Source organism: Aeromonas sp. 600527 (assembly GCF_049175415.1).
GTDB classification, from domain to species: domain Bacteria; phylum Pseudomonadota; class Gammaproteobacteria; order Enterobacterales; family Aeromonadaceae; genus Aeromonas; species Aeromonas veronii_A.
In genome coordinates this window covers 119,393-132,532 of the sequence record NZ_JAAKVA010000001.1, presented here as the reverse complement: position 1 = coordinate 132,532, position 13,140 = coordinate 119,393, and the positions used below count along the sequence as shown (strand labels likewise).

The following is a 13,140-nucleotide window of genomic DNA, read 5'->3' as shown; positions in this document are numbered from 1 at the left end:
CAATCTCTATAAAATCAGTCAATTACATAACCGGCAAGCGAGATATGCTCACCTGTTGTTCAAATCTGTTAGCTGGCGGCACACATCTTCACCGCGTTCAGTGCGATCGAAAAAACTCCCCAGCGTTCCCAACTCCCGGGTGCGAGGGATGGCGGGCAGACTCTTGATAAAGGTGGCGCCGTAAGGCTTGTTGACCATTCGTGGATCACAGATTACCAGCACCCCGTGATCAGTGCGATCACGAATAAGCCGTCCTACCCCCTGCTTAAGGGCAATCACCGCCTTGGGCAACTGCAGTTCGGCGAAGGGATCGCCCCCCTTGAGCTTGCAATCATCCACCCGCGCCTTGAGCAGCGGATCATCGGGGCTGGCAAACGGCAGCTTGTCGATGATAACACACGACAATGCAGCCCCTCTCACGTCGATCCCCTCCCAGAAGCTGCTGGTCGCCACCAGTACGGCGCGGCCATTCTCGACAAACTCCTTGAGCAACCGCTGCTTGTTGTCCTCCCCCTGCAACAAGACGGTGCGACCGATCTCGCGGCGCAGCACCTCGGCTACCTGACGCATCACCTGATGGCTGGTGCAGAGGAAAAAACAGCCCCCCGGCGTCTTGTTGATGAGGGGGATCATCAGATTGGCCAGCTGCTCGCCACGGCCAAAGGCGTTGGGCTCCGGTAGATAACGGGGCACACAGAGCCGCGCCTGCTCGCCATAGTCGAACGGACTGTCGAGGATCAGCTCGGCGCTGCCCGCCAGCCCCAGCTCGGCCTTGAAGTGGTCAAACCGCATATCCACCGTCAGGGTGGCGGAGGTGAAGACCCAGGCCACTTCCGGTCTTTGCACCTCGGCACTGAATCGCTCGGCCACCGACAGCGGCGTCAGATTGAGGGTGAAGTGAAGCCGTGAGCAGTCGTACCAGTAGGAGAAACCGGTCTGGTTGACCGCCAGCACTTCACCCAGGCGGGTGCGCAATTCACTGATCCGTTCGAAGGCGTGATCCAGCTGCTCGCCCCGGCCGAGAGCGAGTTTCAGCACCTCGTAGCAGAGCCCGATGGCGTCGTTAAGACGAGCCAGAGCCTGCCCCCAGAGCGGCTGGCGCAGCATGTCGCGGGTATTACCGCGACCGCCATCCACCCCGAAGGCCAGACGCAAGTCCTGACTGGCGATAGCGAGCCGATCCGCCGCCTTGCCAAGCTGGGCCATGTCGTGGGCTTCGGCCCGATAGGCCAGCTGGATATCCTGTGCCAAATCCTGAATGGTGCGGCTGCCTACCGACTTGCCGAAGTAGTTGGTGGCGATCTCCGGCAGCTGGTGTGCCTCGTCAAACACATAGACTTGCGCCTCCGGCACCAACTCGCCAAATCCGGTGTCTTTCACCGCCATATCGGCGAAGAAGAGGTGATGATTGATCACCACCACCTGGGCATCCATGGCGCGGCGTCGAGCCACCACCAGATGGCAGTCGTCGTAATAGGGGCAGTCTCGACCGAGGCAGTTGTCGTTGGTGCTGGTGACGTGGGCGAGGATCTCGGCGTTCTCCTGCAATCCCGGAATATCCCCCACATCGCCGTTATCGGTAGCAGTGGACCAGGATTTGACCTTCACCAGATCGTTCAGGATTTCAGGCTTTTGCAGATGAGATTCGCTCAAGAGCCGGTTCATCCGCTCGATGCAGAGATAGTTGCTGCGCCCCTTGAGCAGGGCCACCGGCGGGGTGTAGGAGAGCGCCCCTGTGATGGTCGGGAGATCCCGATAGAAGAGCTGCTCCTGCAGGTTCTTGGAGCCGGTGCTGATCACCACCCGCTTGCCGGACTCCAGCGCTGGCACCAGATAGGCGTAGGTCTTGCCGGTACCGGTCCCCGCCTCCACCAGCAGACGGCCACCACTTTTGATGGCGCGCGCGACCGCTTCGGCCATCTCCAGTTGGGGAGCGCGGGCTTTGAAACCGTCGATATGGCTGGCCAGAGGGCCATCTGGCTTGAACAGGGTCTGGATGGTCAAAAGGGCGTCCCGCAGCAAAAGCGGCCATTATGCCAAAAGCGCGGCAAAAGCGGGACAGATAATCTGCCTAGACGAACAGATCGATCTGATGCTCGGGGTCCGGCTTGTGATCACCTTCCTCCGCCTTGGGCTGATCACGCTTGGCTGGCGTGCTATACGCCTGCTGGCGCTGCTGGGAGTCACTGTTGTCAGTGCTGGTCTTGCGCAGCTGGTGCTTTTTGCTGATCTGGTTCACTTCCCGCTTGATCTCTTCGCTGCCGGGCGCAGCGGGCGCCCGGGGCAAAATGGGGAACAACAGGTCCTGGCTGGGCATGATGGCGACTCCTGCAGGGGTTATTGTCTAGTTATCGACCAGAAAACCGTTTTCGCCACTTTAATCGATCAAATCACAATTTCGGGTTGCATTTTCTGTCAAGGCAGGTAGTTTAAATCAGGCGTCAATTACGACATCTTATTTTGTAAAGGATTGATTACATGAAGTTCACCACCCTGAAGACTCATCACCACCATCATCATCCCGACTAGTCTTTCAGGAGGTTGACTGCTGGAGGACACTTAACTGGTGACTTCCAAAAGGACCGCAAGATTCATAAACCCTCGGAAGCACCCACTTCCGAGGGTTTTTTCGTTTTTGACTAGAAGGAAATCGAGCAATGGAAACACAACGTCTACGTATCGCCATGCAAAAGTCCGGTCGTCTGAGCCAGGACTCCCAAGCCCTGTTCAAGAGCTGTGGCCTCAAGATCAACCTGCGCGAGCAGCGCCTTATCGCCCATGTCGAGAACATGCCCATCGATATCCTGCGGGTGCGTGATGACGACATCCCGGGGCTGGTAATGGAAGGGGTGGTTGACCTTGGCATCATCGGCGAGAACGTGCTGGAAGAGGTGCAGCTTATTCGCGCCTCACAGGGACTGCCTTTCGAGGTCAAAACCCTCAAGCAGCTGGACTTTGGTGGCTGCCGCCTCTCGCTGGCGGTGCCGGAAGATGTGAACTATACAGGGCCAGCTAGCCTTGCCGGCAAACGCATCGCGACCTCCTATCCCGGGCTGCTCAAGCGCTTCTTTGACGAAAAAGGGCTCAATTTCAAGAGCGTGATGCTGGGCGGTTCGGTGGAAGTGGCGCCCCGCGCGGGTCTCGCCGATGCCATCTGCGATCTGGTCTCCACCGGTGCAACCCTGGAAGCCAATGGCCTCAAAGAAGTAGAGGTGATCTACCGCTCCAAAGCGGTACTGGTACAGTCCCCCAACCCCTTGTCCGATGCCAAGCAGCAACTCATCGACAAACTGCTGCCCCGTATTCAGGGGATGCAGCAGGCGCGCGAGAGCAAATACATCATGCTGCACGCCCCCAAAGACAAGCTCGATGCCATCACCGATCTGCTGCCGGGTGCCGAGCGCCCCACCATCATGCAGCTGGCCGGTGACACCAATCAGGTGGCCCTGCACGTCGTCTCCAGCGAGACCCTGTTCTGGGAGACCATGGAGCAGCTCAAGGCTCTGGGTGCCAGCTCCATTCTGGTGCTGCCCATCGAAAAGATGATGGAATAAGGAAGGGAAATCATGCAGACCCTGATCTGGAAGACCCTCTCCCCCGCCCAGCAAGCCGATGTGCTGACCCGCCCTGCCCTCAATGACGAGGCCGATATCGGCCTCGTGGTACGGGACATCATCGCTGCAGTGCGTAGCCGTGGCGATGAGGCCCTGCGCGAGCTGAGCCAGCGCTTCGAGCGCGCCCCCCGTGAGCAGTTGCGCGTTAGCGAGGCAGAGATTGAAGCCGCCTGCGCGCGGCTGGATGACGACATCAAAAATGCCATCGAAGCGGCGATTGCCAATATTCGCACCTTCCACGCCGCCCAAGTGCAGCCTGTGGTACGGGTGGAAACCCAGCCCGGGGTGGTGTGCGAGCTGCGTACCCAGCCCATCAGCCGGGTCGGCCTCTATGTGCCGGGTGGCAGCGCGCCGCTCCCCTCCACCGTGATGATGCTGGCCATTCCAGCGGCGATCGCCGGTTGCCGTGAAGTGGTGCTCTGCACCCCGTCTCCGGCCAGCGACGAGATCCTGTTTACCGCCCGCGCCTGCGGCGTCGAGAAGGTGTTCGCCATCGGCGGCGCCCAGGCCATCGCCGCCATGGCTTACGGCACCGAGAGCATTCCCAAGGTGGACAAGATCTTCGGCCCGGGCAACACCTATGTGACCGAAGCCAAGGGGCAGGTATCCCGCGACTGGCGCGGCGCCGCCATCGATATGCCCGCCGGCCCCTCCGAGGTGCTGGTGATTGCCGACGAGAGCGCCAACCCCGCCTTCGTGGCGGCGGACCTGCTCTCCCAGGCCGAGCATGGCCCCGACAGTCAGGTGGTGCTGGTCACCACCTCGCCGCTGCTGGCCGATGCCATCGCAGGGGAGATCAAGAGCCAGCAGGCCAAGTTGAGCCGCCGCGATATCGCCGCCCAAGCGCTCGGCAGCAGTCTGGTGATCCTCTGTGACGATCTGGCCGAGGCGTGTGCCATCTCCAACGCCTACGCGCCGGAACACCTGATCGTGCAGACCCGCGCCCCCCGCGATCTGCTGGATAAACTCGAGAACGCCGGTTCCATCTTTCTGGGAGCATGGACACCGGAATCGGTCGGCGATTACGCCAGCGGCACCAACCACACTCTGCCTACCTATGGCTATGCCCGCACCTGCTCCAGCCTTGGCCTCGCCGATTATCAGCGCCGCTACACGGTGCAGGAGCTGAGCGCGCGCGGCATTCAGGGCCTTGGCCCCATCGTCGAGCGCATCGCAGAGGCCGAAGGGCTTGATGGCCACAAGAACGCCGTCACCCTCAGGTTGAACGCCCTGGCCGCCGCGCCCCAACCAACAGCACAGCAGAAGGATTTGTCATGAGCATTGCCAATCTGGCGCGCCGCGTGGTGCGGGCCCTCACCCCTTATCAATCCGCTCGCCGCATCGGCGGCAAGGGCCACGTCTGGCTCAACGCCAACGAGGCGCCACAGGCCTATCCCTTCACCATCGAGGGAAGCCGCCTCAACCGCTACCCCGAGTGCCAACCGGCCGAGGTGGTGAACGGCTATGCCGCCTACGCTGGAGTCAATCCCGATCAGGTGCTGGTGAGCCGTGGCGCCGACGAGGCCATCGAGCTGCTTATTCGCACCTTCTGCGAAGCGGGTGAAGATCAGATCCTCATCTGCCCGCCCACCTACGGCATGTACGCCATCAGCGCCGAGACCTGTGGCGTTGGCATCGTCGAACAGCCGCTGACCGCCAGCCGCCAGCCGGACTGGCCCGCCATCGCGGATCGCCTCTCCGATGTGAAACTGGTGTTTCTCTGCTCCCCCAACAACCCCACCGGGGATCTGGTGGGTCGCGACGGCCTTATCGCTCTGCTGGAAAAAGCCCGGGATCGCGCCATCGTGGTGGTGGACGAGGCCTATATCGAGTTCTGCCCCGAGGCATCCGTGGTAGACCTGCTGACCCGCTTCCCCAATCTGGTGGTGACCCGCACCCTCTCCAAGGCTTTTGCCCTGGCGGGGATCCGCTGCGGCTTTACGCTGGCAAGCCCAGAGGTGATCGCCATGCTGGCCAAGGTGATCGCCCCCTATCCCATCCCCGAGCCCATCGCCCAGATCGCGGCGCAGGCCCTCTCCCCCATGGGACTGGAGCTGATGCGCGAGCGAGTGGTAGAGCTTAACAAGCAAAAAGCCGCCTTCAAGGCAGAGCTGACAAAGCTTGCCTGCGTGAAGGAAGTATTCGAGGACAAGGGCAACTTCGTGCTGGTGCGCTTTGTGGATGGCGCCGCCGTCTTTGACGCCATGAAGGCCGCCGGCATCATACTGCGGGATTTCTCGACCAAACCCGGACTTGATAACAGCATTCGCGTCACCATCGGCTATCAGGGCGAGATGGATGCCGTGCTGGCGGTATTGCGTGACCTGCCCTCTCCCTCTTTTTAAGACAAGGATGTAGCGATGAAGACCCCGTTTTTGTTTATCGACCGCGACGGCACCCTGATTGAAGAGCCGGTGACCGACAAGCAGGTGGATAGCCTCGCCAAGCTGCGCTTCGAGCCCATGGTCATTCCGGTGCTGCGCGAGTTGCAGGCCGCCGGCTACGTGCTGGTGATGGTGACCAACCAGGACGGGCTGGGCACCGCCAGCCTGCCGCTGGAGAACTTCCAGCCCCCCCACGATCTGATGATGCATCTGTTTGAATCGCAAGGGTTGAAGTGGGAGCAGGTGCTGATCTGCCCGCACTTCCCCACCGACGGCTGCAGCTGCCGCAAGCCCCACCTCGGGCTGGTGAAGGAGTACCTCGCCTCCGGTCGCATCGACTTTGCCAACTCCTTCGTGATTGGCGATCGCCAGACCGATCTGCAGCTTGCCGAGAATATGGGCATTGGCGGTATTCGCTACCACCCGCAAGATCACGACTGGCTCGCCATCCGTGATCAGCTGCTCTCCAAGGGCCGCGTAGCCTCGGTTGAGCGCAACACCAAGGAGACCCGCATTCAGGTAGCAGTTGACTTGGATAAGAGCGGCGGCAACCAGATCGCCACCGGTATCGGCTTCTTTGATCACATGCTGGATCAGATAGCGACCCACGCCGGTTTCCAGCTCAAGCTGAACGTGAGCGGCGATCTGCACATCGACGATCACCACACGGTAGAAGATGTGGGGCTGGCGCTGGGTCAGGCGCTGCGTCAGGCCCTTGGCAACAAGCGCGGCATCGGCCGCTTCGGCTTCGTACTGGCGATGGACGAGGTGCAGGCGGTGATCGATGGCCGCCCGCGTGCGGATGAAGAGACCCCGCTGACAGAGCAGGAGGTGAGCACAGCGCTGGATTTGAGCGGTCGTCCCTACTTCGTGTTTGACTGCCCAAGCGGCTTTGGTCGCGACAACGTGGGCGAGATGGCCACCGAGATGGTGCCCCACTTCTTCCGCTCTTTGTCGGACGCCATGGCCATCACCTTGCAGATGAAGGTGGGCAGCGGCAACACCCACCATCAGGTGGAAGCGCTGTTCAAAGGCTTTGGCCGCGCCCTGCGTCAGGCCATTCGGGTGGAAGGGAGCGAGCTCCCCTCCAGCAAAGGAGTGCTGTGATGGATGTGAGCAAGCAGAAGCTGGTCATTATCGATACCGGCTGTGCAAATCTGGCCTCGGTCAGAATGGCGTTCGAACGCCTCGGCGTGCAGCCGCTGGTCTCCAGCCTGGCAGCCGATATCGAGCAGGCCGACAAGCTGATCCTGCCCGGTGTCGGCACCGCGGTGGCCGCCATGAAAAACCTCAACGAGCGCGGGCTGGTGCCCCTTATTCGCGCCGCCAAACAGCCGCTGCTGGGCTTTTGCCTCGGCATGCAGATGCTGGCAGAGGCCTCCGAAGAGAGCATGGGTACGGATGACTCGTCAGAGCGGCTTATCGACTGCCTTGGCATAGTGCCGGGCAAGATCCGGCTGATGGAGGTGGGTAATCTGCGCCTGCCCCATATGGGTTGGAACCAGATTGAGCATGACGAGACCCATCCTCTGCTCAAGGGGATCCCGAGCGGCAGCTACTTCTACTTCGTGCACTCCTATGCGCTAGAGGTGACCGAGGCGACGCTGGCGACCTGCGACTACGGCAAGCCGTTTACCGCCATCGTCGGTGGGGTTGCAGAGCACAGCAACTTCTTCGGTGCCCAATTCCACCCGGAGCGCTCAGGCGCAGCCGGTGCCCGTTTGCTGCAAAATTTTCTGGAGCTGTGACTAGCATGATCATTCCCGCAATTGACCTTATCAACGGTCAGGTAGTTCGCCTCTATCAGGGGGATTACGAGCAGAAGACCGAATACAGCAGCAGCCCGCAGGCCCGCTTCGATGAATATGTCTCTCAGGGAGCGGTGCAGCTCCATCTGGTGGATCTGGACGGTGCCAAGGATGCCAAGGCACGCCAGTTGCCCCTGCTGACCCAACTGCTGTCGGCCACCGAAGCGCCGGTTCAAGTCGGCGGCGGCGTTCGCACGGAGCAGGATGTGGCAGATCTGCTGGCCGCCGGTGCCAGCCGGGTGGTGATTGGCTCCACCGCCGTCAAATCCCCGGATCTGGTAGCAAGCTGGATGGAGAAATATGGCCCCGAGCAGATCGTGCTGGCGCTGGACGTCAACATCGATGAGCAGGGCAATCGCCATATCGCGGTGGCAGGCTGGCAGGAGAACAGCGGTGTGACCATTGAAGCGCTGATCGAGCGTTTCCTCCCCGCCGGGCTCAAGCATGTGCTCTGTACCGACATCAGCCGTGACGGCACCCTGGCTGGCACCAACGTCGAGCTCTATCGGGATCTCTGCGCCCGCTACCCGAGCGTCGCCTTTCAGGCCTCCGGCGGCATTGGCGGCATCACGGATATCGAGGCGCTCAAGGGCTCCGGCGTCAAGGGGATCATCCTTGGCCGCGCCCTGCTGGAGGGCAAGTTCTCGGTGGGTGACGCCATCGCCTGCTGGCAAGCCCCCGCGGCCGTTACCACAGGAGGCAACTGATGCTGGCAAGACGCATTATCCCCTGCCTCGACGTGAAAGATGGCGTGGTGGTCAAGGGGGTGCAGTTTCGCAACCACGAGGTGATGGGCGGCATTGTCGAACTGGCACGCCGCTACGCCGAAGAGGGCGCTGACGAGCTGGTGTTCTATGACATCACCGCCTCCAGCGATGCCCGGGTGGTAGACAAGAGCTGGGTGAGCCGGGTGGCGGAGGTGATCGATATCCCCTTCTGCGTCGCCGGTGGCATCAAAAGCGTGGAGGATGCCCGCCAGATCCTCGAATTTGGCGCCGACAAGGTCTCCATCAACTCTCCGGCGCTGGCCGATCCGACTCTGATCAGCCGACTGGCCGAGCGCTTTGGCGTGCAGTGCGTGGTGGTGGGCATTGACTCCTACTTCGACGCCGCGACGGGCCACTATCAGGTCAAACAGTTTACCGGTGACGAGAGTCGCACCCGCACCACCGCCTGGCACACACTCGACTGGGTGCAGGAGGTGCAAAAGCGCGGCGCGGGCGAAATCGTGCTGAACGTGATGAATCAGGACGGCATGCGTCAGGGTTATGATCTCGACCAGCTCAAGCTGGTGCGCAGCGTCTGCAAGGTGCCGCTGATCGCCTCCGGCGGCGCCGGTGCCATGACGCACTTTCGCGATGCCTTTACCCTCGCCGATGTGGATGGGGCGCTGGCCGCATCTGTGTTCCACAAGGGCCTTATCCCCATTCCCGAATTGAAACGCTGGCTGAAAACCGAAGGAGTCGCCATCCGTGAATAACTTCTCTGAAAATGCACAAACAACCGCCAACTCGCGCCCCCTCGCCGAGCAGCTCGATTGGGAAAAGTGTGACGGCATGATACCCGCCATCGTCCAGCACGCCGCCAGCGGCGAGGTGCTGATGCAGGGCTTTATGACCCGTGAAGCGCTGGAAAAGACCCAGACTACCGGTCAGGTCACCTTCTTTAGCCGCAGCAAACAGCGGCTCTGGACCAAGGGTGAAAGCTCGGGCAATGTGCTCCAACTCGTGGCTATCAGCACCGACTGCGATCAGGATTCTCTGCTGATCGCCGCCAACCCCGTCGGCCCCACCTGCCACAAGGGCACAACCTCCTGCTTTAACGGCCACCCAGTGCCACCCCTCGGTTTTCTGGCAGAGCTGGAGCAGGTGCTGGCCGCCCGCAAAGGGGCCGATCCGGCCACCAGCTATACCGCCAGCCTCTACGGCAAAGGGACCAAGCGTATCGCCCAGAAGGTCGGTGAGGAAGGTGTTGAAGTGGCGCTGGCCGCCATGGCCAAGGATCGGGAGGAGCTCATCAACGAATCCGCCGATCTGCTCTACCACCTCACTGTGCTGCTGCAAAACGAAGGGCTGGCGTTGAAGGATGTGGTGCAGCGGCTGTATGAGCGGCATAATAAATAAACTGAGAGTAAAGCCGGGTTATCCCGGCTTTACTCATTTAAGATAATAAGAACGCTCAACTAAACTTCTATATACAGACATATCATCTTCCAAGTTTGATAATATAACACTCACCCAAATATTTTCTTTGCGACCATGATTACCTTCCTCAGTTGAAATTTTATCCATGATTTTTTTGGGCTCACTGTTTCCATTGCTCATAAAATTCATAATGCAATATGAACTAGCCAAGAAGTCATCAATATATATATACTTTTTATTTGAAGCCCCTTTAACAATATAGTTAGGTGCAACATCAACACACTCAGCGTCAGTTATTATATAAGTATGTAATTTGGTTCCATACATGTTGACCTTCAGTTTAAATTCATCAACATCAAGTCTGAAATTTACAACGTCATTGTAAAAGTTAGTATCGACCTCATTCAAAGAGATCAAGAAAAGTAACAGCGGAAGATTTAACTCTCTTTCATCTGAATAACTTAATAAGACTATTTTTAATCTATCCAACACAAGAGTAGTCAATCTCAGGTTTAGCGAGAAATGCTCAAACATCATCGTAACGAAATCAGTTAGTGAAGCGTTTTTCTTAAAACATGGCCATATGCCATCCACATTAACACTGAGTAATACAAGTTCATTTTCTATAAAATTCTTCAATGAATCTGAGTTTAAAATGAACCTTCTATGAAAAAATCTACTTAGGTAATGTTGAGCGTTAAACCCTTCTCCATATATGGCTTTAACTGAATGCTGCAACTGCTCGGTATCTGTTGCCAGCACAAATACCACCCTGGGAATATCAAAAATATGCTTGATAGTCTCCAGCATTTCCACAGCATAGGAAGGACGACAACGATCAAGCTCATCTATCAAAATAAATGCGGGATAATCCAGTTCTCCTTCACTTAAACCAACAGCCCCTTCCACCCATTGACGGATCTCTTGTTTAAGATACTGGATAGATTCATAACGCTCTTTGTGATTGCTGCAAAGTGTATCAACCAGCTTATCTGCGTCTTCGCCTTCCACAGAAAAATCACCATCTTCAAGTCCAGCTTTTTTAATAGCAGACTTGAGCACCAATTTTCCGCCCAGCTTGAGCAAACCCAATAGCTTGGGCTTGATGCCATCAGGTATGGCAACCTTATTTCCTGTTGCATCTCTCAATTGATCGATAATCGACGAAATCACCGTCAATAAGGGATCATCGGAAAAGTCCTGCTGCCAGGCGTCGATATAGACAGTGGGATAGTGCGCTTTCAGCTCCATATACCAGCGCTTGATAAACCAGGTTTTACCCGCCCCCCACTCGGCATTGAGGTTGAGCACATAGTTGCGCTGCTTGCCTTCGGCGGCGAGGTAGTTGGTCAGAAATTCGGCATAGCGGGCGCGATCCAGCCGATCTGCGCTCAAACTCTCTTCGCTACCCGCAATGGCCCCCGGCCCGTCCCACTGAACTGTGTCATTCCAATTAAACGGTGCCACTACCATCTCGTATCTCTCCATATTGCGTTGCTGGAGATGATATCAGGGACACCGAGGAAATAGTTTGACTAAAGACCTGTTCGTTACCCTTTTTGCCACTCGGGGAGGTTTATTTAGCTGTTGTTCAACTTCTCTGTCGAGAGCCGATGATACGGGGTCGATACATGGTGGCAAGCTATCTCAACAACCATGGACTCAACTGATTTCCTTTGATTTGCTAAGAGGTTACAACCATGTGACATAACGCAGAACCTGCGGAAATAAATGAGAAATATGCCGTGAAGAGTGCTTAATTTAAAGCAGTTGATGCACGTTGGCCTCGTGTTCAGCCAACCCATCACAGCGACCCAAGGATGGCCAACTTCATGAAGGATGAACCCTTCTCCACCCGATTGCAGCACGAGCTGGATCACCTCAGATCCATCTTTAACGAGATGGGGGCTTACCTCTTTACCAAGGATCTGGATGGCCGTTATATCTATGCCAATCAGGCTGTGCTGGATCTCTTTGGTTGTACCCTGGCCGAACTGCAAGGCAAGGATGATCGCGCCTTTTTTGACCTCGACTTCTCGGAAGATCTGAGACGAAATGATCGTCAGGTGCTGGAGCAGCAGGTCGCCATCGCCCGGGAGGAGATCAACTACCTCAAACCCACGGGAGAGAAACGGGTCTACTGGAGCGTGAAAAAGCCGATGTACGACCGGGATGGCACGCTGATCGGTCTGTGCGGCATCTCCACCGATATCACGGAACACAAGCTGATTGAGGCCCGTATGGCCGAGCAGCATCAGTTGCTGGAGATCATCCTCGCCAACGTGGATGCCCATATCTATATGAAGGACAGCCAGCACCGCTTTCTCTACGTCAATCAGAAGGTATGTGCCCTGCTCGGTTTACCCGCCGAACAGATCATCAACCGCAGCGATAATGAGCTGTTCTCCCCACACGGAGCCAACCAGCTGTGGCAGCTGGACAACCGGGTGTTCGAAACCGGTGAGCTGCAAGCCGGTGAAGAGTCACTGACCGATACCGAAGGCAAGCAACATTACTACTGGTCTGTCAAAGTCCCCTTCAAGCTGGCTGATGGTACCCCCACCCTGATCGGTATCTCCTCCGATATCACCGAGCTGCACCAGCTCAAGGAACAACTGCAATATCAATCGGTTCGTGACAGCCTCTCCGGACTTTATAACCGCCGTTTCTTCTTCGAGGTGTGCGAAAAGAACCTGAGTATGAACATGCGCCACCAGCTCACCTCGGTGCTGATAGTGCTGGATGTGGATCAGTTCAAATGCATCAACGATCGCTACGGTCACCCGCTGGGCGATCAGGCGCTGATCCATCTGGGCAGGGTGATGCAATCGGTGCTGCGCAGCGAAGATGTGCTGGCCCGCATCGGCGGTGACGAGTTTGCCATCTTGCTGCCCAACACCACCCTCTCGGCCGCCGCATCACTGGCCGAACGGCTGCGCAAGCAGGTGATGCAAAGCCCGTTACCCCTTGCCGATGGGGATGAGCTGGTTATCACCATCAGCGCCGGGCTGGTGGAAAATAGCAAGGGGGAGCAGATGGAGAGCCTCTACGCCCGCGCCGATCAGATGCTCTATCAGGCCAAACAGAGCGGCCGCAACTGCGTTGCCTGCAAGGCACGATAGCTGGCTGGCCAGTCAGGCACTCCCACTTCCCTTGCTGCATTTATCCCGACAGCTTAGTCATCCTATTG

General features: G+C 58.0%; 12 protein-coding genes and 1 other annotated feature. Of the genes, 9 read left to right on the top strand and 3 right to left on the bottom strand.

The window, feature by feature from the left end; translation table 11 throughout:
- Positions 1 to 48: 48 nt before the first annotated feature.
- A complete protein-coding gene (locus G5154_RS00610) occupies positions 49 to 2,004 on the bottom strand; it encodes an ATP-dependent DNA helicase (protein ID WP_421250076.1) in 1,956 nt (651 codons plus the stop codon).
- A 67-nt stretch (positions 2,005 to 2,071) separates the two neighbouring features.
- Entirely contained in the window at positions 2,072 to 2,317 is a 246-nt protein-coding gene (locus G5154_RS00605) for a hypothetical protein (protein WP_005336755.1), read from the bottom strand.
- Positions 2,318 to 2,504: 187 nt separating this feature from the next.
- Positions 2,505 to 2,629, top strand: a sequence feature (His leader region).
- Between the two features lie 28 nt (positions 2,630 to 2,657).
- Between G5154_RS00605 and hisG the strand changes: the two genes are divergently transcribed.
- Genes hisG through hisIE form a run of 8 tightly spaced genes read left to right on the top strand, consistent with a single transcriptional unit; the run spans position 2,658 to position 9,929 of the window.
- Positions 2,658 to 3,554: an ATP phosphoribosyltransferase gene (hisG, locus tag G5154_RS00600; RefSeq protein ID WP_421243553.1), complete on the top strand. Its 897-nt coding sequence runs from the start codon at positions 2,658 to 2,660 to the stop codon at positions 3,552 to 3,554.
- 12 nt (positions 3,555 to 3,566) lie between these two features.
- A complete protein-coding gene (hisD, locus tag G5154_RS00595; RefSeq protein WP_421263804.1) occupies positions 3,567 to 4,892 on the top strand; it encodes a histidinol dehydrogenase in 1,326 nt (441 codons plus the stop codon).
- Positions 4,889 to 5,959, top strand: a complete 1,071-nt coding sequence (hisC, locus tag G5154_RS00590; RefSeq protein ID WP_337072262.1) for a histidinol-phosphate transaminase — start codon at positions 4,889 to 4,891, stop codon at positions 5,957 to 5,959. The genes hisD and hisC overlap by 4 nt, the downstream gene beginning before the upstream one ends.
- Positions 5,960 to 5,974: 15 nt before the next feature.
- Positions 5,975 to 7,105, top strand: a complete 1,131-nt coding sequence (gene hisB / locus G5154_RS00585) for a bifunctional histidinol-phosphatase/imidazoleglycerol-phosphate dehydratase HisB (RefSeq protein ID WP_421243551.1) — start codon at positions 5,975 to 5,977, stop codon at positions 7,103 to 7,105.
- Entirely contained in the window at positions 7,105 to 7,746 is a 642-nt protein-coding gene (hisH, locus tag G5154_RS00580) for an imidazole glycerol phosphate synthase subunit HisH (protein ID WP_005345637.1), read from the top strand. Before hisB ends, hisH begins: the two co-directional genes overlap by 1 nt.
- Before the next feature lie 5 nt (positions 7,747 to 7,751).
- Positions 7,752 to 8,513 carry a 1-(5-phosphoribosyl)-5-[(5-phosphoribosylamino)methylideneamino]imidazole-4-carboxamide isomerase gene (gene hisA / locus G5154_RS00575; protein WP_421243550.1) on the top strand — a complete coding sequence of 254 codons (762 nt, stop codon included), beginning with the start codon at positions 7,752 to 7,754 and terminating at the stop codon, positions 8,511 to 8,513.
- Positions 8,513 to 9,286 (top strand): imidazole glycerol phosphate synthase subunit HisF, encoded by a 774-nt coding sequence (gene hisF, locus G5154_RS00570; protein WP_270818196.1) that lies wholly within the window; start codon positions 8,513 to 8,515, stop codon positions 9,284 to 9,286. Before hisA ends, hisF begins: the two co-directional genes overlap by 1 nt.
- The gene (hisIE, locus tag G5154_RS00565) at positions 9,279 to 9,929 is read left to right on the top strand and encodes a bifunctional phosphoribosyl-AMP cyclohydrolase/phosphoribosyl-ATP diphosphatase HisIE (protein ID WP_421250075.1); all 651 of its coding nucleotides are present in this window, start codon (positions 9,279 to 9,281) and stop codon (positions 9,927 to 9,929) included. Before hisF ends, hisIE begins: the two co-directional genes overlap by 8 nt.
- 33 nt (positions 9,930 to 9,962) lie before the next feature.
- Here the strand turns inward: hisIE and G5154_RS00560 are convergent, their stop codons facing one another.
- Positions 9,963 to 11,423: a KAP family P-loop NTPase fold protein gene (locus G5154_RS00560; RefSeq protein WP_421250074.1), complete on the bottom strand. Its 1,461-nt coding sequence runs from the start codon at positions 11,421 to 11,423 to the stop codon at positions 9,963 to 9,965.
- 359 nt (positions 11,424 to 11,782) lie between these two features.
- Here G5154_RS00560 and G5154_RS00555 point away from each other — a divergent pair, with 359 nt between their 5' ends.
- On the top strand, positions 11,783 to 13,072 hold the full coding sequence (locus tag G5154_RS00555; RefSeq protein ID WP_337072267.1) for a GGDEF domain-containing protein: 1,290 nt from the start codon (positions 11,783 to 11,785) through the stop codon (positions 13,070 to 13,072).
- The last annotated feature ends 68 nt before the right edge of the window (positions 13,073 to 13,140 follow it).